The 23,843-nt window shown below is 73.9% G+C and carries 27 protein-coding genes; 15 read left to right on the forward strand and 12 right to left on the reverse strand.

Going from position 1 to position 23,843, the window contains the following annotated elements; translation table 11 throughout:
* Positions 1 to 147: 147 nt before the first annotated feature.
* Positions 148 to 1,557 (reverse strand): sensor histidine kinase, encoded by a 1,410-nt coding sequence (locus tag OP86_RS14370; RefSeq protein ID WP_063832376.1) that lies wholly within the window; start codon positions 1,555 to 1,557, stop codon positions 148 to 150.
* Positions 1,551 to 2,225, reverse strand: coding sequence for a response regulator transcription factor (locus OP86_RS14375; protein WP_030258699.1), 675 nt, complete (start codon positions 2,223 to 2,225; stop codon positions 1,551 to 1,553). Before OP86_RS14375 ends, OP86_RS14370 begins: the two co-directional genes overlap by 7 nt.
* A 143-nt stretch (positions 2,226 to 2,368) precedes the next feature.
* Between OP86_RS14375 and murJ the strand changes: the two genes are divergently transcribed.
* The 3 genes from murJ to OP86_RS14390 are packed head-to-tail and all read left to right on the forward strand — an operon-like array spanning position 2,369 to position 4,664.
* Positions 2,369 to 3,982, forward strand: a complete 1,614-nt coding sequence (murJ, locus tag OP86_RS14380) for a murein biosynthesis integral membrane protein MurJ (protein WP_078589029.1) — start codon at positions 2,369 to 2,371, stop codon at positions 3,980 to 3,982.
* The gene (locus OP86_RS14385; RefSeq protein WP_030061567.1) at positions 3,979 to 4,305 is read left to right on the forward strand and encodes a hypothetical protein; all 327 of its coding nucleotides are present in this window, start codon (positions 3,979 to 3,981) and stop codon (positions 4,303 to 4,305) included. The genes murJ and OP86_RS14385 overlap by 4 nt, the downstream gene beginning before the upstream one ends.
* 5 nt (positions 4,306 to 4,310) lie before the next feature.
* The gene (locus OP86_RS14390; protein WP_030061566.1) at positions 4,311 to 4,664 is read left to right on the forward strand and encodes a hypothetical protein; all 354 of its coding nucleotides are present in this window, start codon (positions 4,311 to 4,313) and stop codon (positions 4,662 to 4,664) included.
* 184 nt (positions 4,665 to 4,848) lie between these two features.
* Here the strand turns inward: OP86_RS14390 and OP86_RS14395 are convergent, their stop codons facing one another.
* On the reverse strand, positions 4,849 to 5,349 hold the full coding sequence (locus OP86_RS14395; RefSeq protein ID WP_030258703.1) for a GNAT family N-acetyltransferase: 501 nt from the start codon (positions 5,347 to 5,349) through the stop codon (positions 4,849 to 4,851).
* Positions 5,350 to 5,424: 75 nt separating this feature from the next.
* Between OP86_RS14395 and OP86_RS14400 the strand changes: the two genes are divergently transcribed.
* A complete protein-coding gene (locus OP86_RS14400) occupies positions 5,425 to 6,054 on the forward strand; it encodes a response regulator transcription factor (protein WP_030258705.1) in 630 nt (209 codons plus the stop codon).
* A 16-nt stretch (positions 6,055 to 6,070) separates the two neighbouring features.
* Here the strand turns inward: OP86_RS14400 and OP86_RS14405 are convergent, their stop codons facing one another.
* Positions 6,071 to 6,943 (reverse strand): transglutaminase family protein, encoded by an 873-nt coding sequence (locus tag OP86_RS14405; RefSeq protein ID WP_030061561.1) that lies wholly within the window; start codon positions 6,941 to 6,943, stop codon positions 6,071 to 6,073.
* A gap of 97 nt (positions 6,944 to 7,040) precedes the next feature.
* The gene (locus OP86_RS14410) at positions 7,041 to 8,054 is read right to left on the reverse strand and encodes a GNAT family N-acetyltransferase (RefSeq protein ID WP_030258707.1); all 1,014 of its coding nucleotides are present in this window, start codon (positions 8,052 to 8,054) and stop codon (positions 7,041 to 7,043) included.
* Positions 8,055 to 8,184: 130 nt separating this feature from the next.
* On the opposite strand from OP86_RS14410, the gene fdxA reads away from it, so the two are divergent.
* Together fdxA and dapC are read left to right on the forward strand one after the other, a co-directional pair.
* Entirely contained in the window at positions 8,185 to 8,511 is a 327-nt protein-coding gene (gene fdxA / locus OP86_RS14415) for a ferredoxin (protein ID WP_030061559.1), read from the forward strand.
* A 20-nt stretch (positions 8,512 to 8,531) separates the two neighbouring features.
* A complete protein-coding gene (dapC, locus tag OP86_RS14420; protein WP_030258711.1) occupies positions 8,532 to 9,680 on the forward strand; it encodes a succinyldiaminopimelate transaminase in 1,149 nt (382 codons plus the stop codon).
* Between the two features lie 136 nt (positions 9,681 to 9,816).
* Here dapC and OP86_RS38785 read toward each other — a convergent pair whose 3' ends face one another.
* Together OP86_RS38785 and OP86_RS14430 are read right to left on the reverse strand one after the other, a co-directional pair.
* Positions 9,817 to 10,617: a hypothetical protein gene (locus tag OP86_RS38785; RefSeq protein WP_051830084.1), complete on the reverse strand. Its 801-nt coding sequence runs from the start codon at positions 10,615 to 10,617 to the stop codon at positions 9,817 to 9,819.
* 307 nt (positions 10,618 to 10,924) lie between these two features.
* Positions 10,925 to 11,998 (reverse strand): VldE C-terminal domain-containing protein, encoded by a 1,074-nt coding sequence (locus OP86_RS14430; RefSeq protein ID WP_199815206.1) that lies wholly within the window; start codon positions 11,996 to 11,998, stop codon positions 10,925 to 10,927.
* 143 nt (positions 11,999 to 12,141) lie between these two features.
* Between OP86_RS14430 and dapE the strand changes: the two genes are divergently transcribed.
* Positions 12,142 to 13,218 (forward strand): succinyl-diaminopimelate desuccinylase, encoded by a 1,077-nt coding sequence (gene dapE, locus OP86_RS14435; RefSeq protein WP_030061555.1) that lies wholly within the window; start codon positions 12,142 to 12,144, stop codon positions 13,216 to 13,218.
* Between the two features lie 113 nt (positions 13,219 to 13,331).
* Positions 13,332 to 14,141, forward strand: coding sequence for an LOG family protein (locus OP86_RS14440; protein ID WP_051830085.1), 810 nt, complete (start codon positions 13,332 to 13,334; stop codon positions 14,139 to 14,141).
* Positions 14,142 to 14,231: 90 nt separating this feature from the next.
* Here OP86_RS14440 and folP read toward each other — a convergent pair whose 3' ends face one another.
* Positions 14,232 to 15,044 carry a dihydropteroate synthase gene (gene folP, locus OP86_RS14445; protein WP_051830094.1) on the reverse strand — a complete coding sequence of 271 codons (813 nt, stop codon included), beginning with the start codon at positions 15,042 to 15,044 and terminating at the stop codon, positions 14,232 to 14,234.
* A 181-nt stretch (positions 15,045 to 15,225) separates the two neighbouring features.
* Here folP and OP86_RS14450 point away from each other — a divergent pair, with 181 nt between their 5' ends.
* The gene (locus tag OP86_RS14450; protein ID WP_033331919.1) at positions 15,226 to 15,666 is read left to right on the forward strand and encodes a DivIVA domain-containing protein; all 441 of its coding nucleotides are present in this window, start codon (positions 15,226 to 15,228) and stop codon (positions 15,664 to 15,666) included.
* Positions 15,663 to 16,256 (forward strand): DNA-3-methyladenine glycosylase I, encoded by a 594-nt coding sequence (locus OP86_RS14455; RefSeq protein ID WP_030061551.1) that lies wholly within the window; start codon positions 15,663 to 15,665, stop codon positions 16,254 to 16,256. The genes OP86_RS14450 and OP86_RS14455 overlap by 4 nt, the downstream gene beginning before the upstream one ends.
* Positions 16,257 to 16,280: 24 nt before the next feature.
* On the opposite strand, the gene OP86_RS14460 is transcribed toward OP86_RS14455, so the two are convergent.
* The gene (locus tag OP86_RS14460) at positions 16,281 to 17,081 is read right to left on the reverse strand and encodes an enoyl-CoA hydratase-related protein (RefSeq protein ID WP_030061550.1); all 801 of its coding nucleotides are present in this window, start codon (positions 17,079 to 17,081) and stop codon (positions 16,281 to 16,283) included.
* A 300-nt stretch (positions 17,082 to 17,381) separates the two neighbouring features.
* Here OP86_RS14460 and OP86_RS34780 point away from each other — a divergent pair, with 300 nt between their 5' ends.
* Positions 17,382 to 17,549, forward strand: coding sequence for a DUF3117 domain-containing protein (locus tag OP86_RS34780; RefSeq protein ID WP_014137929.1), 168 nt, complete (start codon positions 17,382 to 17,384; stop codon positions 17,547 to 17,549).
* A gap of 138 nt (positions 17,550 to 17,687) precedes the next feature.
* On the opposite strand, the gene OP86_RS14465 is transcribed toward OP86_RS34780, so the two are convergent.
* Positions 17,688 to 18,320: an O-methyltransferase gene (locus tag OP86_RS14465; protein ID WP_030061549.1), complete on the reverse strand. Its 633-nt coding sequence runs from the start codon at positions 18,318 to 18,320 to the stop codon at positions 17,688 to 17,690.
* 288 nt (positions 18,321 to 18,608) lie between these two features.
* Between OP86_RS14465 and sigE the strand changes: the two genes are divergently transcribed.
* The 4 genes from sigE (at position 18,609) to OP86_RS14485 (ending at position 21,887) form a co-directional block, all read left to right on the forward strand.
* On the forward strand, positions 18,609 to 19,367 hold the full coding sequence (sigE, locus tag OP86_RS14470) for an RNA polymerase sigma factor SigE (protein WP_051830095.1): 759 nt from the start codon (positions 18,609 to 18,611) through the stop codon (positions 19,365 to 19,367).
* Complete coding sequence (locus tag OP86_RS37440; RefSeq protein ID WP_051830086.1) at positions 19,364 to 20,386, forward strand: zf-HC2 domain-containing protein; 1,023 nt, start codon at positions 19,364 to 19,366, stop codon at positions 20,384 to 20,386. Before sigE ends, OP86_RS37440 begins: the two co-directional genes overlap by 4 nt.
* 147 nt (positions 20,387 to 20,533) lie before the next feature.
* Positions 20,534 to 20,962 carry a sec-independent translocase gene (locus OP86_RS14480; protein ID WP_030061545.1) on the forward strand — a complete coding sequence of 143 codons (429 nt, stop codon included), beginning with the start codon at positions 20,534 to 20,536 and terminating at the stop codon, positions 20,960 to 20,962.
* Between the two features lie 256 nt (positions 20,963 to 21,218).
* Entirely contained in the window at positions 21,219 to 21,887 is a 669-nt protein-coding gene (locus tag OP86_RS14485; protein WP_030258727.1) for a hypothetical protein, read from the forward strand.
* 63 nt (positions 21,888 to 21,950) lie between these two features.
* On the opposite strand, the gene OP86_RS14490 is transcribed toward OP86_RS14485, so the two are convergent.
* Entirely contained in the window at positions 21,951 to 23,111 is a 1,161-nt protein-coding gene (locus OP86_RS14490; protein ID WP_030061543.1) for an Mrp/NBP35 family ATP-binding protein, read from the reverse strand.
* A 122-nt stretch (positions 23,112 to 23,233) separates the two neighbouring features.
* The gene (locus OP86_RS14495) at positions 23,234 to 23,782 is read right to left on the reverse strand and encodes a DUF1003 domain-containing protein (protein ID WP_033331933.1); all 549 of its coding nucleotides are present in this window, start codon (positions 23,780 to 23,782) and stop codon (positions 23,234 to 23,236) included.
* Between the last annotated feature and the right edge of the window lie 61 nt (positions 23,783 to 23,843).

The following is a 23,843-nucleotide window of genomic DNA, read 5'->3' on the forward strand; positions in this document are numbered from 1 at the left end:
ACCGAACAGTGATCTTGGTCGACACGGTTCTAGCAGGAGCTCCGTCCCATTTCAGGCGACTTGACGCGGCCACCCACAGCTCTATCTACACGGCGTTGGGGCTAGGGCTAGGGCTGTGGCACGGCTGCGGCGACCGCTGCGGCGGTGTCAGACGGACGGCAGTTCCAGCACGAAGCGGGCGCCGCGCGGGGCGTGGGCGACGCGCAGGGTGCCGCCGTGCCGGGTGGCGACGTCGGCCGCGATGGCCAGGCCCAGGCCGCTGCCGCCGGCGTCCCGGCTGCGGGCCTCGTCGAGCCGGGTGAACGGCTCGAAGATCCGCTCGCGGTCCTCCGGCGGCACGCCCGGGCCGTCGTCCCTGACCTCCAGGACGCAGCCGGCCCCGGTCTGCCGTACGGACAGTGCCACCTCGGTGGCCGCGTGCCGCCGGGCGTTGTCCAGCAGGTTGCGCACCAGCCGGTGCAGCCGGATCCGGCTGCCGCGCACCAGCACCGGCTCGGGCGCGTCCACCCGCAGGGCGAGCCGGGCGCCGAAGGCCGGGCGGTACTGGTCGGCGAGTTCGCGCAGCACGGCGGACAGGTCGACGGTGGTGGGGCGGCCGGCCGTCGCCGGGTGGGTGCCCCTGGCCAGGAACAGCAGGTCCTCGGTGAGCTGTTGCAGCCGCTCGACCGAGGTGAGCGCCTCCCGGGTGGCGGCCGGCCAGTCGGTGCGCTCCGGATGGGCCAGCGAGACCTCCAGGTTGGTGCGCAGCGCCGCGATCGGGCTGCGCAGCTCGTGCGAGGCGTCCGCGACGAAGCGCTGCTGCTGGGCGGCCGAGCGCTCCAGCCGGTCCAGCGTGGCGTTGGTGGTCCGCGCCATCCGGGCGATCTCGTCGCCGGAGCGCGGCACCGGGACGCGGCGGTCCAGCCGGTGCTCGCCGATCTCGGCCAGCTCGGCGCGGATCGCCTCCACCGGGCGCAGCGCCCGGCTGGTCGCCGTCCAGGCCATCAGCGCGACCAGCAGCGCGGCGGCCGGCACGCCCGCCTGCAGCACCGGGTCGATGGTGCGCAGCGAGGCCTCGGCGGCGAACGGGGTGGCCAGCACGTACACCGTGAACGGGCCGACCTCCGGCTTCACCTGGAAGCCGTCCTTGCGCAGCAGCGGGCTCCAGCTGCCCATCGCGGTGAAGGCGCGCCCCGAGTAGCGGTTGGCAGCGGCGTCTCCCGCGGGGCCGATGGTGATCCGCTGCACCGACTGCCAGTCGTCCGGCGCCAGACGGGGTACGGCGGTCGGCAGGGGCCCGGTCAGGTGCTGGGTGGTCAGCGGGCCGCCCATGATCACCACCTGGCCGTCGCTGCCCAGCACCAGGTACGGCAACTGCCCGTGGTCCGCCAGCTGCTGGCCGAACTTGTAGCCGCTGCTGATCTCCCGGGCCTGCGCCTTCGCCTCGGCATCGGCGGCCGCCAACTGCGCGTCGTACATGTGGCCGCGCAGCCACCAGGCGCCGACCCCGAGCAGCAGCAGCGCGGCCAGACCGGCCGCCAGCGAGGTGCGCAGGCGGGTGGAGAGGCGGCTCAGCACGGCCCGGCCTCCAGCCGGTAGCCGGCGCCGCGCACGGTGGTGATCGAGCGGACGCCGAACGGGGTGTCCACCTTGCGGCGCAGCATGCTGACGTACACCTCGACGATGGACTCCTCGCCGTCGAAGGCGATGTCCCACACCTCGTCGACGATCCGGCGCTTGGACAGCACCTCGCCGGGGTGCTCGGCCAGGCAGCGCAGGACGGCGAACTCGCGCTCGGTGAGGGTGATCTCGGCGCTGCCCCGGCCGCAGCGGCGGCCCGCCGGGTCCAGCCACAGGTCGCCCACCCGCAGCAGCGGGCCGGGGGTCTGGCTGCGGCGGATCAGGGCGCGCAGGCGGGCCAGGAAGACCAGGTAGGAGAACGGCTTGGTGAGGTAGTCGTCGGCGCCGGTGTCCAGGCCCTCGGCCTCGTCGTACTCGCCGTCCTTGGCGGTCAGCATCAGGATCGGGGTGGTCACGCCGTCGGCGCGCAGCGCCTCGCACACCTTGTAGCCGTTCAGGCCGGGCAGCATGATGTCGAGCACGATCGCCCGGTAGGCGTGCCGCCGGGCCAGCCGCAGGCCGGTCAGGCCGTCCGGGGCGAGGTCGACGGTGTAGCCCTCGGCGTCCAGGCCGCGCTGTACGGCCGCGGCGACTTGGGCGTCGTCCTCCACCACCAGAATCTCCATGCGGATCAGGATGCCACCGGGGCCGGATCCGTTCCTTAAACGGGCTTCAGCTTTCTCAGCCTCGCTTCAGGGGCCCTGACGCATGCTCTCGCCGATCTCGCCGGCCTGTTCGGGCCGGTGCCCGCAGCGAGAGGGGCTGGCGGATGACCGTTCTCCAGGAGGTTCGGCCGGTACGGCCCGTTCCTCCCGTTCCGTCGGCCTCGCCCGTCGCGGCCGCCCGGCACCGGAAGCCGCGGCGGGCGCTACCGCCCGGTCTGGTGATGGCGGTGGGGACGGTGGTCTCCCGGGCCACCGGCTTCGTCCGCTCGGCGGTCCTGGTGGCCGTCCTCGGCTCGGGGGTGCTCGCGGACGGCTACAACGTGGCCAACACCGTGCCCAACATCCTGTTCGTGCTGCTGATCGGCGGCGCGCTGAACACCGCGCTGGTGCCCCACCTGGTGCGCGCCGCCAAGGAGTCGGCGGACGGCGGTGCGGCGCACCTCGACCGGCTGGTGACGGTGCTGGTGGCCGCCCTGCTGGTGCTGACGGCGCTGGTGGTGCCGGCCGCGCCGCTCGTCGTACGGGCGTACACCTCGTACGGCGGTGCGCAGTTGGAGCACACCGTACTGCTGGCGTACCTGTGCCTGCCGCAGGTGTTCTGCTACGGGCTGTTCACGGTGCTGGGCCAACTCCTCAACGCCCGGCGGAGGTTCGCGCCGATGGCGTGGGCGCCGGTGCTCAACAACCTGGTCGTGATCGGGGTGTTCGGCGCCTACCTCGGCCGACCGGCCCTCTCCGCCGCCGACCTGACCGTGCTCGGGGCCGGGACGACGGCCGGTGTCGTCGCCCAGAGCCTGGTGCTGCTGCCCTGCCTGCGGGCCGCCGGGGTGCGGCTGCGGCCGCGCTGGGACTGGCGGCGGGCCGGGCTGGGCGAGCCCCTGCGGGCCGCCGGGTGGACGCTGCTGCTCGTGCTGAGCGACCAGGTGAGCTACTGGGTGGTGACCCGGCTGTCCACGCTCGCCGGCGAGCAGGCCGCGGCGGCGGGGCTGCCGGGCGTCGGATACACGGCGTACGGCAGCGCCTACCTGCTGTGGATCGTGCCGCACGGCGTGGTCACGGTGTCCGTGGTCACCGCCGTCCTGCCCTCGTTGAGCGCCGCCGCCGACGACCGGGCCGCCGTGCGCGGGATCCTCTCCCGTACGGTCCGCACGATCGCCGTCGTCACCGTCCCGGCCGCCTGCGCGCTCGCCGTCCTGGCGCCGCAGCTGTGCGAGCTCGCCTTCGGGCACGGCCGTACCGACGCCGCCGACGTCCGGGCCATCGCCGGCATGCTCTGTGCCTTCGCGCCCGGCCTCGTCCTGTACTCCGCCGGGTACGCGCTGACCCGCACCTTCTACGCGCTCGGCGACAGCCGGACCCCGTTCCTGCTCAACCTGCTGCCCGTCGCCGCCACCGCGCTCGGCGCCCTGCTCTGCCACCGGCTGCTGCCGCTGCGCTGGGCCGTCACCGGGATGGCCGGCTGCTACGGGGGCTCCTTCCTGCTCACCTGCGTGGCCGCCCACCTGCTGCTGCGCCGGCGCCTCGGGCCGCTGGGCGTCCTCGGCGCCCACGCCAGGCCGCTGGCGGCCGCCCTCCCGGCCGCGGTCGCCGCCTGGTACGCGGCCCGCTACGGCCTGCTACCCGCCGGCGCCGTCCTCGCCGCCGGCTACCTCCTGCTCGCCCACCTCCTCCACATCGAAGAACTGTCCGCCCTCACCACGCGATTGCGCCGCCGATGAACCGCCTCCCCGCCGACGTCGCCCACACCCTCGACGCCCTCCTCCCCGAAGGCCACCCGCTGCGCGCCCAAGTCCCGCTCCTGCGCATCGAGTCCCGCTGCGCCTGCGGCTGCACCGCCCACTTCACCGGGCCCGGCAACCCCGCCCGCTCGGAGATCGTGGCCGAAGCGGCCCTCGGCGACGACGGCGAGGTCCTCCTCTTCGCCGAGGACGGCCGGCTCTCCTGGCTGGAGGTCTGCTCCTGGACCGACCCCAAGCTCACGCTGGCCGACGCGGACCGCTTCCTGCGCGGGGAACCCTTCGGGCCGGACCGCTCGTCGTGACAGGCATGTCCACTGTTCTCGTCCTCGGCTTCGACCCGCACGCCGTCCCCGGCATGGACGGCGACGGCCTGCGGGCCGTGCTCGACGCCGAACTCGCCCGCTTCGCCGAGTACGGCATCGACGCCGCCATGACCCTGGTCGCCCCCGACGAAACCGCCGAGCCCGCGATCACCGCCGCGCTCTCGGAGTGCGGTTGGGACGTCGTCGTCATCGGCGGCGGCATCCGCAAGCCCGAACCGGCGCTGCCCTTCTTCGAGTCGGTCGTCAACCTCGTCCGACGCCACGCTCCCGAGGCCGCCATCGCCTTCAACACCAGCGGCGCGGACAGCGTCGAGGCCGCCCGGCGCTGGCTGGAATAGGCCTTGCCCCTTCGGGTGACACGCCTTGCGCGGGAGACCGCGGCTGCGCGTGAATCGCCAGGTAGCGGGGAGGCGACCTTGTCCCTCGGCCCGGGAGGAATCCGACGGACCCTGGTGGCTGGAGTAGGAAGTCGGCCCGGCCGACTTCCTGTTCCGGCTGCTCCGGGTGCGTCGGCTGTTCCGGCTACGCCGAGGGGCGGAGGTCGGCGAGGCTGCGGCGGTAGGAGAGGGCGGGGCGGTCGCCGAAGAGGAACTCGTACCTGAACCGGAAGCCGTTGTGGGCGAGGACGGCCCGGGAGGCGAGGTTGTCGACGGTGGTGACGGCGGTCAGGGCGGTCAGTCCGTACGCCGTGGCGGCGAGCCGGCAGACCTCGGCGACGGCGGTCCGCGCCACGCCGCGGCCGGTGGCGGATTCGGCGACGCGGTAGCCGAGTTCGGCGCTGCCGTCCGCGAGGTCGACCAGGTTGACCCGGCCGACGAGCTCCCCGTCCGCGCCGCGGATGACGTGGAACCGGCAGGTGCCCTCGGCCTGTTCGGCGAGGAGGGCGGCGTGGCGGGCGGGGAACTCGGCGAAGTAGGCGTCGCCGCGGTCCGGGATGCTGCGTGCGAAGTACGCGCGGTTGGCACGTTCGAAGGCCAGCACGGCCTCGGCGTGGTCGGGGCGGAGGAGTTCCAGCGTCGGCATCCGGCCAGTCTGGCGCGCAGAGCGGCCGCGGACCACCGGAATTCCCCTGGAACACCGCGGTCTAAGGTCGTGGCCATGAGTGACATTCAGAACGCCGCCTCCATCCGCGTGCTGCTCGCCGAGGACCAGGGGATGGTCCGGGAGGCGCTGGCCGCGCTGCTCGGGCTGGAGGGGGACCTCGACGTCGTCGCGCAGGTCGGGCGCGGGGACGAGGTGGTGGCGGCGGTGCTGGCGAACGACGTGCAGGTCGCCGTGCTGGACATCGAGATGCCGGGGATGACGGGCATCGAGGCGGCCGCCGAGCTGCGCCGGCAGGCGCCGCGCACCAAGGTCGTCATCGCGACGACCTTCGGCCGCCCGGGCTACCTGCGCCGGGCGATGGAGTCGGGAGCGGACGCCTTCCTGGTGAAGGACGCGCCCGCCGCCGAGCTGGCCGAGGCGATCCGCCGGGTGCTGCGCGGCGAGCGGGTGATCGACCCGGCGCTGGCGGCGGCCGCGCTGGCCGAGGGCGCCAACCCGCTGACCCCGCGCGAGCGGGACGTCCTGGGCGCGGCCGCCGACGGCGCGGTGAACGCGGACATCGCCAGGCGGCTGCACCTGTCCGAGGGGACGGTCCGCAACTACCTGTCGATGGCGATCCAGAAGACCGAGGCCCGCAACCGTACCGAGGCGGTGCGGATCGCCCGCGAGAAGGGCTGGCTCTGAGGCTCGTCGCAGAAGGTCAGTTGAGCCGGTGCCGGGCCGCCCGCGCCTCCTGACGGACCTTGGCGGCCCCGTCCGGGTCGAAGGCGTCCAGGATCTGCGCGTACGCGTCCATCTCCGCCGAGCCGCCGAGGAAGTCCCCGGTGCGGACGAGGAGTTCGGCCCGCTCCAGGCGGAGCTGGGCCGGGTGCCGGGGGAGCAGCAGGGCGAGTTCGGTGGCCCAGAGCTGGGTGCGGGCGTGCTCCGGGCGGTCGGCGGCCCAGGCGCGGATGTTGCCGAGCACCCGCAGCACGATGTCCAGCGGCTGGGCCGGGGTGAGCAGGTCGGGCGTGAACTCGACCCCGGCGGCGGCGACCAGGCCTTGGACGTCCTCCGGGTCGAGCAGCCGGCCGCCGTGGAACGGGTCGGCCAGGACGTACTCGTCGCCGCCGGCCGGGCCGCCGACGGCGACGATGAAGTGGCCGGGCAGCGCGATGCCGTGGACGGTGAGCCCGGCCCGCCGCCCGACCGCCGTCCACACCAGCGAGAGCATGATCGGCAGCCCGCGCCGCCGCCGCAGCACCTCGGGCAGCAGCGAGGACTCCAGCCGCCGGTAGTCCGACTGCCGGCCGTGGAAGCGCTCCCGCCCGCCGAGGACGGCCGCGAGCAGGGCGGCGGTCTCCTCCGGCCCGGCGGGCGCGCGCTCCGCGACGGCCTGCCGGACGGCCGCCGCGTGCCGGTCCAGCGCGGCCTCGCAGGCGGCGAGCAGGGCGTCCACGCCCGGCGGTTCGCCGGGATCGCCCGGGTCGAGTGCCGGGCCGTGTTCGGCGGCGGCGAGCAGGCAGAGCAGCACCGGGTCGGGCTGCTCGGCGCGGGCGGCGTTCCGGAAGCGGTCTCTGCTCTGCTCGGTCACGGTGACGGCGACGGCTTTCGTACGGCGGACGGACAAGGCGGCGGACGGGCAAGGCGACAAGCGGACAGGGCGATGGACGGACGAAACGACCGGACCGCTACGCCTGGGGAAGCAGGGCGTAGTGGTAAGTGTGACTGGTCGTGAAGCCGAGCCCGTCATAGAGCGCGATCGCCCCCGCGTTCTCCGCCTCGACCTGCAGGTATCCGCCGCTCGCCCCCTCCTCGGCCGCGCGCGAGGCGAGCACCGCCATGACCGCCGTCCCCAGCCCGGCCCGTCGGGCGTACGGCTGGACCTCGATCGCCCCGAAGCAGGCCCAGGGTCCCTCGACGACGCAGCGTCCGATCGCGAGCGGCGGCTGCCCGGGTGCGCCCGGTACGGAGGCGAACCAGACCGACGGCCCGCCGTGCAGCACCCGCCGGGCCGCCTCCTCCACCGCCGGGTCGCCGCCGACCCGCCGGTACACCGACAGCCACGCCGCGTCCGCCGTCCGTGCCAGCCGGACGCGGTCGTGCCCGGCCCCGGCCCGGGCGAGCCCGGCCAGCGGGGCGGTGCGGACCAGGGTGGGCGCGTACCCGGCGCCGAGCCGGTCGAGTTCCGACCGCAGCGCGTCCGGCGACCCAGGGGTGACCACCTCGACGTACGCGGGCAGCCCGCGCTGCGCGTACCAGCTGCGGACGGCTGCCAGCGCCTGCGGCAGCGGCATCCCCGGGTCCCCGAGGGTCTGGACGGAGTTGGCCCGCCGGGTGAACCCGGCCGCGGCGCGCAGCGTCCACTCGCCGAGCGGCTCCTGCTCCACGGCCGGCCAGCCGCGCCCCGCGATCCGCTGCAGCTCGACCGGCGTGGCGACCGGCGGCGCGGTGCGCCGGGCCGGGAACGGCGGCACGACCTTGCCCGCGACCAGCAGCTTCTCCGGGAAGCAGACCGGCTCCCCGGACCGGGGCACGACCGTCAATCCGTGATCGTCCCACGATGTGAGCACGCCGATCGCATCCCGGAAGACCGGACGGTCGTCCACGAACTCCGACAGGCGCCGGACGGACACGCGTCGTCCCACGTCAGAGCGATCTATCCGGACCTCCGGACGGTCGTCCGAGGGGTTCCCGGTCGTCACTTGACCACCTCCTGTGCATTTGCGGTCTCCGACCCGCGATACTAGGGGCGGGCATCGACGACGCCGCGCTCACCGCGCACGCGAGCAGAACAGAACGGGCCGCCAGGCCCTTCCGAGGAGGAACGACAGCGTGACCTACGTCATCGCGCAGCCTTGTGTCGACGTGAAGGACAAGGCGTGCATCGAAGAGTGCCCGGTTGACTGCATCTACGAGGGCGAGCGATCGCTCTACATCCACCCGGATGAGTGTGTCGACTGTGGCGCATGCGAGCCGGTTTGCCCGGTCGAGGCGATCTTCTACGAGGACGACACTCCGGAGGAGTGGAAGGACTACTACAAGGCGAACGTCGAGTTCTTCGACGACCTGGGTTCGCCCGGTGGCGCCTCGAAGCTGGGCCTGATCGAGCGTGACCACCCGTTCATCGCCGCTCTGCCTCCGCAGAACGCCGACCACTGACGATCGGTGGGTACGAAGCTGTGAGCAGCAACAGCACGCGCGCGCCGTTCCCGGGCCACCCGGGGGCGGCGCGCCGCGTTTCCGACCGGCTCCCCGTCTTCCCCTGGGACAAGCTGGAGCCGTACAAGACGACCGCCCTGGCCCACCCGGGCGGCATCTGCGACTTCTCCGTCGGCACCCCGGTGGACCCGGTCCCCGAGGTGATCCAGAAGGCGCTGGCCGCGCACACCGACACGCCGGGCTACCCGACCGTCTGGGGCCCGCTGGAGCTGCGCGAGGCGATCGCCGGCTGGCTGCACCGGCGCGTCGGCGCCGGGATCGGCCCGCAGGCCGTCCTGCCGACCGTCGGCTCCAAGGAGCTGGTGGCCTGGCTGCCGACCCAGCTCGGCCTCGGCCCCGGCGACCAGGTCGCCTACCCGCGGCTGGCCTACCCGACCTACGAGGTGGGCGCGCGCCTGTGCGGCGCCGAGCCGGTCGAGTACGACTCGGTGGACGAGCTGGACGGCTCCCGGGTGCGCCTGCTCTGGGTGAACTCGCCGTCCAACCCGACCGGCCGGGTACTGGACGCGGAGGAGTTGCGCCGCGCCGTCGAGTGGGCCCGGGAGCACGGCGCGCTGCTGGTCAGCGACGAGTGCTACCTGGAGCTGGGCTGGGAGGCCGACCCGGTCTCCGTCCTCCACCCGGAGGTGTGCGGGGGCAGCCATGAGGGCCTGCTGGCCGTCCACTCGCTCTCCAAGCGCTCCAACCTGGCCGGCTACCGCGCCTCCTTCGTCGCGGGCGACCCGGTGGTGGTCAAGGAGCTGCTGGAGGTGCGCAAGCACGGCGGCATGATCGTCCCCGCTCCGGTGCAGGCGGCGACCGTCGCCGCGCTCGCGGACGACGCGCACGTGGCCGAGCAGCGCCAGCGGTACGCGGCCCGGCGCGCGGCGCTGCGGGCCGCGCTGGAGGCGTACGGCTTCCGGATCGAGCACTCGGAGGCGAGCCTCTACCTGTGGGCGACCCAGGACCGCCCGTGCTGGGAGACCGTGGCCGAGCTGGCTGGGCTGGGCATCCTGGTGGCGCCCGGCGACTTCTACGGGCCGGCCGGCGAGCGCTTCGTCCGGGTCGCGTTCACCGCGACCGACGAGCGGGTCGCGGCCGCCGTGGAGCGGCTGAACGGCGCGCGCTGACCGGGGCGCGCTGAACGGCGCGCCCCGGTCGTACGCCGAAGGGGCTGGTGTTCCGAGGAGGAACACCAGCCCCTTCAGCATGAGGACCACCGCGCGGGTCGCCCCGGCGCGGCCCTAGGGCATGTCTTGGGCGTGCCTAGAGCGGCAGGCCGCTGATGCTGCCGCCGTTGACGCCGCCGAGCAGCCCGCCGACCGGGCCGAGCGCGCCGGTGAGGCCGGACAGCGGGTTGTTCGGGCCGAGGTCGGCGCCGCCGAGGCGGTTGGCCGAGCCGTGCTCGGCCAGGCCGAGGACGTCGGTGCCGGGCGCGCCGGCCAGCGTGTGCTCGACCGAGCCGAGCGGCAGCGCGCGCTCCACCGCGCCCAGCGGCAGCGCGTCGGTGACGGCGTTGGTGCCGGGGACGGCTCCGGAGAGCTTGTCGGCACCCGGCAGGGCCTGGGTGACGGAGCCCGCCTGGGTGAGTCCGCCGACGGGGCCGGCGCCGGCGTCGGCGCTGCGGGTGTCCGCGCCCTTGCCGGTGACGGCCTCGCCGAGCTTGCCGGCCAGGGCCGAGGCGACCTTCGGGGTGACGGCGGAGAGCTGGCCGGTGGTGGCGGCGGTCTGGTCGACCGGGGCAGTCAGCGAGCTCGCCTTCTCGTTCGCCTCGGGGAGCTGGTGGGCGACGATGTTGCCGGCCGCGTCGGCGGAGGCCGGTACGCCCGCGGCGACGGTGGCCGCGCCGGTGGTGCCCGCGGCCTGGCCGAGCTGGTGCGTGGTGTGCTGCAGGGTGGAACCGGTGTCGGTGTTGGTCAGCTGGCCCAGCGGCGCCGCGAGGTCGCTCTTGGGCAGCAGGGCGTCCCCGCCCAGGGCGGACGCGGAGCCGGCCGCGACCAGCGGGGTCGCTCCGGCGGCCACGACGAGCGCGGCCTGGGCGATCCGGCGCGTGAGGGGGTGAGACATGGGGCTCCTCGAAGGGGGTCTGGGTCCGTCCCGTCCGCCCGGGGGCGACCGGGTGTGGACGACCGGGCGGACGACGTTGTTACCGCTTGAGAAGCCAGAAGGTTTCGGCCGGTGCAAGGAAAGTGGCTGACCGACGATCGGATCGTATGACTGCGACGGTGATGCTCGCCGGGCCCCGCCGGGCAGTGCCGAGCCGGTCCCGGCCAAGGGAAGTGACGGTTCTCCACCGAGGGTCGCCGGAACGGGGGTCGGGTCCACCGGAGTTGACCGGAATCACCCGTCCGGCGGCAACCCGAACGTCTGTGCGTCAGCCCTTGTCGGACGGGGCCAGGGTGACCTGGACGAGCTTGGTCGACGTGCCCGAGGTCTGCGACTGCCAGCCGTCCTCGGACTTGGTCTTGCGCCAGATCTTCCCGTCGTAGGCGACCGTCGCGATGCCCAACTGCTGGGCCTGGGCCACCGCCCAGTGGGCGACCTCCCAGCCGCTGGCCCGCTCGGCGCCCACCCCGCCGTCCGCGCCGGAGTCCGAGGAGGAGGTCAGCGCGGCGGTGGCCGGGTCCGGCGTCAGTGAGACGGCGTTCTCGGCGCCCTTGATCGTCGAGGCGTAGCCGGTGGCCGGCGTGACGGTACGGCCGAACTCCCGGCGCACCCGGTCGGCCAGCACCTGCGCCCGGTCCGGCGCCGCGGCCGGGGTGGCGGAGGCACCCGCGGTGGGGGAGCCCGCCGTGGGAGAGGCGGAGTCCGCCGGGTCCGGCTTGGCGTAGTCGTGCACGATGCAGGAGAACGAGCCGGGCTCCCGGCCGGCCAGCGCCGACGTGAGCAGGGTCGCCTTGGTCTCGTGCTTGGCGTAGGCCTGCGGGTAGCCGCTCTTCTGCACCGCCTGGGCGGCGTCGGTCAGCGGCAGCCGGGTGTAACCGGGGACCTTGACCAGACCGTCCAGGAACTTGTTGGTCGAGTACACCGGGTCCGCGATCTGCGCCGGGGTGCCCCAGCCCATCGAGGGCCGCTGCTGGAACAGGCCGATCGAGTCCCGGTCGCCGCCGGCGAGGTTGCGCAGCTTGGACTCCTGCATGGCGGTCGCCAGCGAGATCGCGGTCGCCCGGTCCGGCAGGCCGCGCGAGCGCGCCACCGCGGCGATCGTCGCCGCGTTGGCGGCCTGCGGGAGCTCCAGGGTGCCGTTGCCGGCGGCGGTCTTCACCGTGCAGCCCTCGGACTCGCCCGGCTTGAAGCCGAACCACCAGATGCCCACCACGGCCAGGCCCGCGACCAGCGCGAGGCCGAGCAGCCCGACGATCACCAACAGCAGGGCGCGCAGCGGCCCGCGGCGACGGGCGGGCTCCGTCTCGTCGCCCAGCTCCTCGCTGCTCCTTCTCCTGGCCACCGTCGCCCCTCTCGCGCCTGCTCTTGATCCGACACCGTACCCACTCGGACGGATGTGCGGCGCCTCCCGGTTGCCGAACCGAAGCCGATCCGTGTCACACGGCGACCACAGAGGGCACTCGGCGTGCGGACTAGGCTGGCGCCATGAGCAGCCCGAATCCGACGCCCCTGGACCTCACTCTCGACGGCGGCACGCTGACCGCCCGGCTCGTCGACTTCCCCTCGGTGAGCGGCGACGAGCAGGCGCTCGCCGACGCCGTGGAGGCCGCCCTGCGCGACTACCCGCACCTCACCGTGGACCGGTACGGCAACAACGTGGTCGCCCGCACCAACCTCGGCCGCGGCGAGCGGGTCCTGCTCGCCGGCCACCTGGACACCGTGCCGATCGCCGACAACCTGCCCTCGTACGTCGACGGCGACCTGCTCTACGGCTGCGGCACCTCGGACATGAAGTCCGGTGTGGCCGTCCAGTTGCGGCTCGCCGCCACGCTGCCCGAGCCCAACCGCGACCTCACCTTCGTGTTCTACGACTGCGAGGAGGTGGAGGCCCACCGCAACGGCCTCGGCCACCTCGCCAAGGAGCGTCCGCAGTGGCTGGCCGCCGACTTCGCGGTGCTCATGGAGCCCAGCGGCGGCATGGTCGAGGGCGGCTGCCAGGGCACCCTGCGGGCGCAGGTCCGGCTCACCGGCGTGCGCGCCCACGCGGCCCGCAGCTGGCTCGGCGACAACGCCATCCACCACGCCGCCGAGGTGCTCACCCGGCTGGCGAACTACCAGCCGCGCCGGGTGGAGATCGACGGCCTGGAGTACCGCGAGGGCCTGAACGCGGTCCGGATCGACGGCGGCGTGGCCGGCAACGTGATCCCGGACGAGTGCGTCGTCACGGTCAACTTCCGCTACGCGCCGGACCGCAGCGAGGCGGAGGCGGAGAAGCACGTGCGCGAGGTCTTCGACGGTTTCGAGCTGACCGTGACGGACTTCGCCGCGGGCGCCCTGCCCGGCCTCTCCCAGCCGGCCGCGCAGGCCTTCCTGGCGGCCACCGGCGGCCAGGCCCGGGCCAAGTTCGGCTGGACGGACGTCGCCCGGTTCAGCGCGCTGGGCGTCCCGGCGGTCAACTACGGCCCCGGTGACCCGAACCTGGCGCACAAGCGGGAGGAGCACTGCTCGCTGAGCGCCATCGCGGACGCCGAGGAGCGGCTGCGCGCCTGGCTGACCAGCTGAGTCCCCGGCCCCGGGCGGCTGATCCGATCAACGGCCGAACGCCACCTTCCGGTTGCCCAACCGACCTTCCCCCGTTGCCTGAAAACGGGGGAAGCCGGGCGTAGGGTTTCGTCATGACAGGCACAGGAGACGAAAAGCAGTACGGACACGGCCCCGAGCAGGTCGGCGTGCCGCGGAAGAAGAAGGCCTGGCCCGAGAAGCAGAAGGGCCCGGTGCTGGTGCGCCGGGACCAGGTCGGCACGAGCACCACGGACCAGCGCCTGCTGGACACCACCGGCCCCACCGACTGGCTGCACACCGATCCGTGGCGGGTGCTGCGGATCACCTCCGAGTTCGTCGAGGGCTTCGGCGCCCTCGCCGAACTCCCGCCCGCGATCAGCGTCTTCGGCTCCGCCCGGACCTCGGCCGGCTCACCCGAGTACGAGGCCGGCATGGCCATCGGCCGGGCCCTCGCCGAGGCCGGCTACGCGGTGATCACCGGCGGCGGCCCGGGTGCCATGGAGGCTGCCAACCGCGGCGCCTCCGAGGCCGGCGGCCTCAGCGTCGGGCTCGGCATCGAGCTGCCCTTCGAGCAGGGCCTCAACGAGTTCGTCGACCTCGGGCTGAACTTCCGTTACTTCTTCGTCCGCAAGACGATGTTCGTGAAGTACGCGCAGGGCTTCGTGGTTCTGCCCGGCGGCCTCGGCACCCTGGACGAGCTGTTCGAGGCGCTCACCCTGGTGCAGACGAAGAAGGTCACCCGCTTCCCGGTGATCCTCTACGGCACCGCGTACTGGGGCGGCCTCTTCGAGTGGCTGAAGAACACCCTGGTCGCGCAGGGCAAGGCGGCCCCGCACGACCTGGAGCTGTTCCACATCACCGACGAGGTCGACGAGGTCATGAAGATCCTCGCCGACGCCCGCCGGCCGGCCAACGAGATCTAGCGCGAGCGAGCGCCGCAGGAGCGAGGGAGCGCCGACCGTCGGCACCGGGTCAGAGCGCCCCGGAGGCGAGCCGAGCGCCGACCAGGCAGCTCACGCCAGCCCCCGGCGGGCGACCGCCGGGGGGCGGGTGCCCCGGATCGAGGCGACCATGTCCAGCACCTGGCGGGTCTCCGCGACCTGGTGCACCCGGTAGACCCGGGCGCCCAGCCAGGCCGAGACCGCCGTGGTCGCCAGGGTGCCGAGCAGCCGCTCGTCCACCGGCTTGTCCAGCGTCTCGCCGACGAAGTCCTTGTTGGAGAGCGAGACCAGCACCGGGAAGCCGGTCGCGGTCATCTCCGGCAGCCGCCGGGTGGCCTCCAGCGAGTGCCGGGTGTTCTTGCCGAAGTCGTGCCCCGGGTCGATGATCACCGCGTCCCGCCGCACGCCCAGCTGCACCGCGCGCTCGGCCAGGCCCACGGTCACCCGCAGGATGTCCGCCATCACGTCCTCGTACCCGACCCGGTGCGGGCGGGTCCGCGGCTCGGCGCCGCCCGCGTGGGTGCAGACCAGCCCGACGTCGTGCCGGGCGGCCACCTCGGCGAGCTTCGGGTCCACCCCGCCCCAGGCGTCGTTCAGCAGGTCCGCGCCCGCCTCGCAGACCGCCTCGCCGACCACGTGCCGCCAGGTGTCCACGCTGATCACCGCGTCGGGGTGGCGCTTGCGCAGCTCGGCCACGAAGGGGACGGTGCGCCGCAGCTCCTCCTCGACCGTGACCTCGTCGCCCGGCCCGGCCTTCACCCCGCCGATGTCCAGGATCGCCGCGCCCTCGGCCATCGCGCGGTCGGCGGCGGCGAAGGCGGCCTCGTCGGCGAAGGTCGCGCCCTTGTCGAAGAACGAGTCCGGGGTCCGGTTGACGATCGCCATGATCACCAGCTCGTCGTCACCGAATTCCCGCGGTCCCAGGCGCAGTGCCACCGATGTCTCCTCCAGAGCTCCTGCGGGTGCGATGATGGCCCCCGGCCTCACTAGGGGACCATGCTGTCATGATCAGTCTGGTTCCCCGGCACTTCGACGAGGACCGGCCGGGAGTTCGGGAGGACAGCTCGTGTTCTGGGTGATCGTGGTCGCCATGGCCGTGGTGGTCGGCGGCGCCGCCCTGGTGGCGCTCGGCGGGGGCGGCTCGATGCCGGAGGCGCTACCCGACCGCATCGCCGCGCGGCTGCCGCAGGACCGCCCGCTGGGCAAGGCGGACGTGGACGAGCTGCGCCTGCCGATGGCCCTGCGCGGCTACCGGATGGACGAGGTGGACGACGTCCTCGATCGCCTCGGCGCCGAACTCGCCTACCGCGACGCCCGGATCGCCGAACTGGAGGCCGCCGCCCACCTGCGCGGCGCGGTCGAGGCGACCAGCGGCCCCGATCCGGACGCCGAACCGCTGCCCGGCCTGGAGCAGTTCGCCAAGGTGGTCGAACCGGCCGTCGCGCTCGGCAAGCCGTCGGCCGAGGCCCCGGCGCCCGAGGACGCGAAGCCGGTGACGGAGCAGTGACAACGCCGGTCGACGGTGCGGTGCTCGGCGCGGACGGCCTGCTCCGCTGCGCCTGGGGCGACTCCACCGACGACTACCGGGTCTACCACGACACCGAGTGGGGCCGCCCGGTGCACGGCGACGACGCGCTGTTCGAGCGGGTCTGCCTGGAGGCCTTCCAGTCCGGGCTGTCCTGGCTGACCATCCTGCGCCGCCGCCAGGGCTTCCGGGCCGCGTTCGCCGGCTTCGCGATCGCCGAGGTCGCCGAGTTCGGCGAGGCCGACAAGGAGCGGCTGCTCGCCGACGCCGGCATCATCCGCAACCGGGCCAAGATCGAGGCGGCGATCGCCAACGCGAGGGTCGCCCGCGATCTGGAGGGCGGACTGGACGCGCTGATCTGGGGGTTCGCCCCGGAGCCGGACCGGCCGGCCCCCCGCACGCTGAGCGAGGTGCCGGCCGTCACGCCCGAGTCGACGGCGCTGGCGAAGGCGCTGAAGAAGGCGGGCTTCCGCTTCGTCGGCCCGACCACCGCCTACGCCCTGATGCAGGCCTGCGGCCTGGTGGACGACCACCTCGCGGACTGCCACGTCCGCGCCGGCGCGAAGGGCTAGGGCCTCTCCGGCGTCCCAGGGGCCTTAGCGGCCCACGTACTTCGGCTTCTCCTTGGCGATGAAGGCGCGCACCGCGATCCGGTGGTCCTCGCTCTCCCCGGCCAGGGTCTGCAACTCGTCCTCCTTGTCGAGGAGTTCGTCCAGCGAGTGCGAGGCGCCGTACGCCAGCGAGGCCTTGATGGCGCCGTACGCGACCGTCGGGCCCTCGGCCAGCTCGCGGGCGAAGACCCGTGCGGTGGCGGCGAGTTCCTCGGCCGGAACCACCTTGGTGGCCAGGCCCAGCTCCATCGCCTCGGCGGCCTTGACCGTCCGCGGCAGCATCAGCAGCTCGGTGGCCTTGGCGTGCCCGACCAGCCGGGGGAGCGTCCAGGAGGCGCCGGAGTCGGCGGTCAGGCCGATCCCGGCGAAGGCGGTGTTGAAGCCGGCCCGGTCGGACAGGATCCGGAAGTCGCAGGCGAAGGCGAGCGAGGCGCCCGCGCCGGCCGCCACCCCGCCGACCGCGGCGACGGTCGGCTTGCGCATCCCGGCCAGCGCACTGGTCAGCGGGTTGTAGTGCTCGGCGACGGTGCGCAGCGCGCCCTCGCCGGTCTCCTCGAACCGCTTCAGCATCGCCAGGTGCTCGTTCAGGTCCTGCCCGACGCAGAACGCGCGCTCGCCCGCCCCGGTCAGCAGGACGGCCCGCACCTGCGGGTCCTCGGCCGCGGCGGTCACGGTGTCGCGCAGCGCGACCTTGGTGGCCACGTCGAGGGCGTTCATCGCCTCGGGCCGGTTGATGGTGATGACGGCCAGGCCGCCGTCCAGCTCGTACAGCACGGAATCGGACATGGGCGAGGGCTCCCCGGGTGATCGTCGCGTTGTCGGTGTCGTGTGCCAGGATGCCGGAGCACGCGGTGGACTGGGGAGTGTGAGGTATCGCACCTTCCCGTGGTGTCCGCACCGCCGCCACGCCGGGGCTTATGACGCGAATTGCGACGGTTGGGGGCGGTCCGGCCGAGGTTGCACCGAGAGTGATGTTGGTCATCAGCCCGTGGCATGCGGGATAATGGCTTCCGATCAATGCGTTCGATACCGGCGGTGGACGGACTGCCGGTGCGTAGCTGAGCGGTTGCAGGAAGGGGAACGAGCATGGCGGCCATGAAGCCGCGGACGGGTGACGGCCCGCTCGAAGTCACCAAAGAGGGGCGGGGCATCATCATGCGCGTTCCGCTCGAAGGCGGCGGACGCCTCGTGGTGGAGCTCACGCCTGACGAGGCCGACGCCCTCGGCGAGGCCCTGAAGAAGGCCTGCGGCTGACCGCAGCGGGTGCTCGCCATCTCCTGGAGATGCGCTGCCGGGCCCGGGTACGACGTCATGTCGGCCCGGGTCCGCGCGTTTTCCGCGGCCCCGGGCGGGCCCGGCGCGGCCGCCCGACGGGCCCCCGACGATTGACCGCTAGCGCTTGATCGCGCAGAGCAGCCCGTCCGAGACCGGCAGCAGTGCCGGCAGCAGGGCCTCGCTCTCCCGGACGTCCCGGACGAGGTCCCGTACCGCGCCGGTCTGCGGGTCCTGCAGCTCGGGCTCGGCCAGCCGGCCCTCCTGGAAGACCCCCTCGAAGCAGACCATCCCGCCCGGCCGCAGCAGCCGCAGCGCCTCCAGCAGGTACTCGCGGGACTCGGCCGGGTCGCCGTCGCAGAACACCAGGTCGTACTGCCCGTCGGCGAGCCGGGGCAGCACCTCCAGTGCCCGGCCCGGTATGAACCGGGAGCGGTTGGCCGCGAACCCGGCCGCCTGGTACGCCTCGCGGGCCAGCTGCTGGCGCACCGGCTCGGAGTCGACCGTGGTGAGGACGCCGTCCGGCCGCATCCCGCGCAGCAGGTAGACCCCGGAAACCCCGGTGCCGGTGCCGATCTCGGCCACCGCCTTGGCGTCCAGGGCGGCGGCCATCAGCCGCAGGCAGGCCCCGCCGCTCGGCCCGATCGCCCGTATGCCGGTCCGCGCGGACTGCGCCCGGGCGTAGGTGAGCACGGCGTCCTCGCCCACGTAGGTGTCGGCGAGGGCCGCGCGCGCGGGCCCGAACTCGCTGATGGCTGCCTCTTTCGGAGCCCCGGGTGGCGGCCCGGTGCCGGGGGATGTCGATATTTCCTGCCACAGGTTACTGGCCGACCGGGAACCGCGTACGGCGGCGGGCCGTTGTCATCACGGACCGGGTACGGGAGAGCTCCCGGGCACTTTTATCCGGGCTTGACGGGTGAGGTGGATATGGTGGTGGCCCTGCTGGGCAGAAGAGCCGACCGAGGAGGTGTGGCCGAGGGCGACGTCCCCGTGCGGCGGCACTCCCGCGGCACCGCGTCGGCCCGTACGCCGAAGCCCGTGATGAACCAGTCTGCGCACTCCGACCTGGACCAGCCCGCCGCCGAGACGACGGCCGCCGGTACCACCGAGGCCCCTGCCCTCGCGACCTTCGCCGAGGCCCCCGCCCTCGCGACCTTCGCCGAGGGCCCCGACGCGCAGACCTGGACTCCGCCCACCTGGGAGGAGATCGTCGAGGCGCACAGCGCCCGCGTCTACCGGCTCGCCTACCGTCTGACGGGCAACCAGCACGACGCCGAGGATCTCACCCAGGAGGTCTTCGTCCGGGTCTTCCGATCGCTGTCCACCTACACCCCCGGCACGTTCGAGGGCTGGCTGCACCGGATCACCACCAACCTGTTCCTGGACATGGTCCGCCGCCGCCAGCGCATCCGCTTCGACGCGCTCGGCGAGGACGCGGCCGAGCGGCTCGCCTCCCGCGAGCCCAGCCCGGCGCAGCACTTCAGCGACACCCACTTCGACGCCGACGTCCAGCAGGCCCTGGACACCCTCGCCCCGGAGTTCCGGGCCGCCGTGGTGCTCTGCGACATCGAGGGCCTGTCGTACGAGGAGATCGCCGCCACGCTGGGCGTCAAGCTCGGCACCGTCCGCAGCCGCATCCACCGCGGCCGTTCGCACCTGCGCGCCGCGCTCAAGCACCGTGCCCCCGGCTCGGCCCCCGGCCGTGAGCGCCGCGGCGGCTCGGAGGAGCCGGTGCCGGTCGGCGTCGGCGCGGTGGAGGCCGCGGTCGCGCCCGGTGGGCGCGGACGGAGGCGATCGTGAGCGGAACCAGCCGGTCCGGCTCGGACCGGTCGGACTCGTCCGGCCGGTCCCTGACCCGGCGGAGCTGGGCCCTGCCGGGTCGTCGCGGTACCGACGAACCCGGTGAGCCCGTGCTGCCCGCGCTGGCACTGCCCGCCGACACGGCACTGCACGCGCTGCCCGTACGGCCCGCCGAACCCGCCGCCGAGGAGCACCACCTCGGCGAGCGGCTGTCCGCCTTCCTGGACGGCGAACTCGGCCACGACTCGCGCGAGCGGGTCCAGGCCCACCTGGCGACCTGCCCGCAGTGCCTCGCCGAGGCCGACGAGGGCCGCGCCGTCAAGCACCTGCTGACCGGCACCGGCACGCCCGGCCCGTCCCCCTCGCTGATGGCCCGGCTGATGGCCGTCGGCAACCTCCCCGAGGACGGCCCGGCGGACGGCGACTGGCCGCCCGGGCGCGGGCGCCGCGATGACGACGACGACCTGCCCGGCGGCGGGGTCGCCGCCACCGGCACGCTCGGCGGCAGCCGGCTCACCGGCGGCTCCTTCGGCCGCGGCGCCGGGGCCTCCTTCGGCGCGGGCGCGCTCGGCGCCGACACCCCGGTGCCCGGGGTCGACCCGCGCGCCTTCGGGCGCGGTGCCGTGCTGCGGCCGCTGATGGGGCGGCGTTCCGCCCGCCCCGAGCCCACCGCCGGTGAGGACCGTTCCGCCCGGACGCAGCCGGCCGCGGCCGCCGTCCGTGCCCCCGCGCGGGGGCGCCGCCTGGTCTTCGCCGCCGCGGGCGCCTTCTCCGTCGCCGCGGTCACGCTCGGCGGCGTCGGCGGGCTCAGCCCGCAGGGCGAGGAGCGTCACGGTACGACCGTCAGCCCGGCCGGCGGCAACGCCGGCACCGGCCGGGGCGGCCTCGTCCCGATGACCGCGCAGGTCCCGGTGGACTTCCCCGGCCGCCCGGTCGCCGCGACCCGCGAGGCGTCGCCGCCGTCGTCCCCGGAGCGCTACCCCGGCGGCCTCGCCGCCCAGCGCCAGCAGACCCGCTAGACACACCCCAGGGCAGCGGCATCCGGCTCCCGGCGGCCCCTCGGCCACCGGCAGGTCTTTACCACGGCTTCATCGCAGCGTGGACCAGGGACTCGCCGGTGGCCATTACCCTGTAGGAACCGTCGTCCGACGAGCTAGGGAGCAAAGGTGTTCAGCGACGTAGGTGGGCTGGAGATCCTGACCCTGATCGTGATGGCGATCATCATCTTCGGTCCGGACAAGCTGCCGAAGCTGATCCAGGACACCATGGGCTTCATCCGGAAGGTCCGCTCCTTCGCCGACAACGCGAAGGAGGACATCCGCAGCGAGCTCGGCCCGGAGTTCAAGGACTTCGAGTTCGAGGACCTCAACCCCAAGACCTTCGTCCGCAAGCAGCTCATGGGCGGCGACGAGGACCCGCTGGGCCTCAAGGACATGAAGGACTCGCTGGACATCCGCTCCGTCCTGGACGACAAGCCGGCGGCACCGGTGAACGGCCGCAGCGTCAGCTTCGAGAAGTCCGCCCCGGCGCCCGCCTCCGCCGGTGCCCCGCTGGCCCCCGGCGAGCGGCCCCCGTTCGACCCCGACGCCACCTGACCGGCTCCTGGCCTGCCCCTGACCGGTACCTGACCGGTACTCCGGTCACGACGCCCGGCAGTACGCCACCGCCCCGCCCGGCCGCCCGGCTGAGCGGGGCGGTGGCGTGTGCGCCGCTATTGTGCTGATTGTTCCCGCTGAGCCGTCCGTCACATTCCGCGCCGTCATGGCCCGGGAACGGCCACCGGGAACGCCGCGGTACGCCACCATGGGAGCGCGCCACGGCAGGCACACGTGCGTTTGAGGAGGCCCGGGGATGGACGCGACGAGTCAGGCGGGAGGGGCGACGGTCACGGCCGGCGGCCCGGTGGTCGGCGGACAGGCCGGCCCGGCGGACCCGCTGGTGCCCTACCTGTCCGCGGACTTCCCCTGGTACGGGCTGGACGAGGGCTGGAGCGGCCGCCGCTACCTGATGCAGGCCGGCGCCGGCGGCCGGGCCACGGGCAGCGTCGACTACGGCTCGCTCGGCCACGGCGACGAGCCGGCCAAGCAGTACGAGCCGCGCGACATGCGCAAGTTCGCGGCCGTGGTCACCATGGCCCGCCGGGACAGCCGCCGCAGCGCCGACAACACCGGCACCCTGGAGGCGACGTCCGCGTCCTCCGCCGCCTGGCTGGCCGGCTCCGGCCTGCTCGCCGCGACCTGGCCCGGGCAACTGGACCGCGCGCTGCGCCAGGACTGGCTGGACCAGCAGAGCAGCCTCGCCTGGGACCTCGCCGACGACCTGGCCGGCCCCGGCTGGTCCAGCCTGAGCCTGCCGGTCAACGGCCTGCCGCAGTCCTTCCGCTACCGCGAGTCCGAGTACGGCTGGGTGCTGGCCGGCGAGGCCCCCGGCGTCCTGCTCGGCGCCTACGGCCGCGGTGTCAGCGCCTACGGCATCGGCTTCTCCAGCGTCCCCGACCTGGCCGCCTACACCCGGCCGTAGGGTCCACCGGCACGACGAAGGGCTGGGGTGGTGGAACACCACCCCAGCCCTTCGTCGGTCATGTCAGAACTTGTTCTTGGGCGTCAGGCCGAGCGACATCCCGGACAGCCCGCGCTGGCGGCCGCCGAGCTTGCCGGCCACCGCGCGCAGGGCGGCGCCGGCCGGGGAGTCGGGGGCGGCGAGCACGACCGGGCGGCCGTCGTCGCCGCCCTCGCGCAGCCGTACGTCGATCGGGATCGAGCCGAGCACCGGGACGGTCGCGCCGACCGTGCGGGTGAGCGCGTCCGCGACGGTCTGGCCGCCGCCGGTGCCGAAGACGTCGATCATCTCGTCGCAGTGCGGGCACGGCATGCCGGACATGTTCTCGATCACGCCGACGATCTTCTGGTGGGTCTGCACCGCGATGGTGCCGGCCCGCTCGGCCACCTCGGCGGCGGCCATCTGCGGGGTGGTGACGATCAGGATCTCCGCGTTGGGGACCAGCTGGGCCACCGAGATCGCGATGTCGCCGGTGCCGGGCGGCAGGTCCAGCAGCAGCACGTCCAGGTCGCCCCAGTACACGTCGGCGAGGAACTGCTGGAGCGCGCGGTGCAGCATCGGGCCGCGCCAGACCACCGGGGCGTTGCCCGGGGTGAACATGCCGATCGAGATGACCTTCACGCCGTTCGCCTGCGGCGGCATGATCATGTCCTGGACCTGGGTCGGCCGGCCCTCGACGCCCAGCATGCGCGGCACGCTGTGGCCGTAGATGTCGGCGTCCACGACGGCGACCTTCAGGCCGTCCGCGGCCATCGCGGCCGCCAGGTTGACCGTCACCGAGGACTTGCCGACGCCACCCTTGCCGGAGGCGACGGCGTAGACCCGGGTCAGCGTGCCCGGCTTGGCGAACGGGATCTCCCGCTCGGGGGCGCCGCCGCGCAGCAGCTGGGAGAGCTCCTTGCGCTGCTCGTCGCTCATCACGTCGAGCTCGACCTCGACACCGGTCACGCCGGGGACCTTGCCGACCGCCTCGCGGACCCGGGTGACGATGGTGTCGCGCATCGGGCAGCCGGAGACCGTCAGGTAGACCGCGACGCGCACCGCGCCGCCCTCGGCGATCTCGACCGATTTCACCATGCCGATCTCGGTGATCGGGCGGTTGATCTCCGGGTCGTTGACGGTCGCCAGCGCCTGGCGTACGGACTCCTCCGTGACGCCGGCCGCGACCTCTGTCTCGTTGGCCATGCCTTGATGGTACGGCGCCGGGCGAACCGCTTAACCCGCCGGTAGCGTGCCGCCGGTCACAGCGACGGCACAGCGGCGGCATCACGGCGGCGGAGCGCCGACGGAGCGCGGCCGGAGCGCCGTCAGAGCGGCTCGGGGGCCTCCCGGCGCTCCTCGATCTCCCTGAGCAGGGACTGCAGTTCGCTGCGGATGAAGTCACGGGTGGCGACCTCGCCGAGCCCGTGCCGCAGGGCCGCGACCTCACGGGTCAGGTACTCGGTGTCCGCGATGTTGCGGTCGCTGCGGGCCCGGTCCTGCTCCATGTTGACCCGGTCCCGGTTGTCCTGGCGGTTCTGCGCCAGCAGGATCAGCGGGGCCGCGTACGAGGCCTGCAGGGACAGCGCCAGGGTCAGGAAGATGAACGGGTACTCGTCGAAGCGCACGGTCGCCGGCAGCAGCGTGTTCCACGCTATCCAGATGACGACCACCACCGTCATCCAGACGATGAACCGACCGGTGCCGAGGAAGCGGGCGATCCGCTCGGACAGGACGCCGAAGGCCTCCGGGTCGTAGGAGGGCAGCGAGAGCAGGCCGGGCCGTGCGGTGCGCGGCTGGTCGAGCCGGGTGCGGCCGGTGCCGGTGATCGGGGCGGTGTCCGTGCGGCGCTCGCGGCTGCCCTCGCGGGTGCGCAGCTCGCGGAGCTGGCGCAGCTGCCGCAGTTCGCCCTGGAGGCGGCGGCGCGCGGAGTCGTCC

The sequence above is a fragment of the Streptomyces novaecaesareae genome, from assembly GCF_000716875.1.
Classification (GTDB): domain Bacteria; phylum Actinomycetota; class Actinomycetes; order Streptomycetales; family Streptomycetaceae; genus Kitasatospora; species Kitasatospora novaecaesareae.

Excerpts from the sequence above, each read along its gene's own strand:
- OP86_RS14375 (WP_030258699.1), bottom strand. The coding sequence starts at position 2,225 with ATGGAGATTCTGGTGGTGGAGGACGACGCCCAAGTCGCCGCGGCCGTA.
- murJ (WP_078589029.1), top strand. The coding sequence starts at position 2,369 with ATGACCGTTCTCCAGGAGGTTCGGCCGGTACGGCCCGTTCCTCCCGTT.
- OP86_RS14385 (WP_030061567.1), top strand. The coding sequence starts at position 3,979 with ATGAACCGCCTCCCCGCCGACGTCGCCCACACCCTCGACGCCCTCCTC.
- OP86_RS14390 (WP_030061566.1), top strand. The coding sequence starts at position 4,311 with ATGTCCACTGTTCTCGTCCTCGGCTTCGACCCGCACGCCGTCCCCGGC.
- OP86_RS14395 (WP_030258703.1), bottom strand. The coding sequence starts at position 5,349 with ATGCCGACGCTGGAACTCCTCCGCCCCGACCACGCCGAGGCCGTGCTG.
- OP86_RS14400 (WP_030258705.1), top strand. The coding sequence starts at position 5,425 with ATGAGTGACATTCAGAACGCCGCCTCCATCCGCGTGCTGCTCGCCGAG.
- OP86_RS38785 (WP_051830084.1), bottom strand. The coding sequence starts at position 10,617 with ATGTCTCACCCCCTCACGCGCCGGATCGCCCAGGCCGCGCTCGTCGTG.
- dapE (WP_030061555.1), top strand. The coding sequence starts at position 12,142 with ATGAGCAGCCCGAATCCGACGCCCCTGGACCTCACTCTCGACGGCGGC.
- OP86_RS14440 (WP_051830085.1), top strand. The coding sequence starts at position 13,332 with ATGACAGGCACAGGAGACGAAAAGCAGTACGGACACGGCCCCGAGCAG.
- folP (WP_051830094.1), bottom strand. The coding sequence starts at position 15,044 with ATGGCGATCGTCAACCGGACCCCGGACTCGTTCTTCGACAAGGGCGCG.
- OP86_RS14460 (WP_030061550.1), bottom strand. The coding sequence starts at position 17,081 with ATGTCCGATTCCGTGCTGTACGAGCTGGACGGCGGCCTGGCCGTCATC.
- OP86_RS34780 (WP_014137929.1), top strand. The coding sequence starts at position 17,382 with ATGGCGGCCATGAAGCCGCGGACGGGTGACGGCCCGCTCGAAGTCACC.
- sigE (WP_051830095.1), top strand. The coding sequence starts at position 18,609 with ATGAACCAGTCTGCGCACTCCGACCTGGACCAGCCCGCCGCCGAGACG.
- OP86_RS14485 (WP_030258727.1), top strand. The coding sequence starts at position 21,219 with ATGGACGCGACGAGTCAGGCGGGAGGGGCGACGGTCACGGCCGGCGGC.
- OP86_RS14490 (WP_030061543.1), bottom strand. The coding sequence starts at position 23,111 with ATGGCCAACGAGACAGAGGTCGCGGCCGGCGTCACGGAGGAGTCCGTA.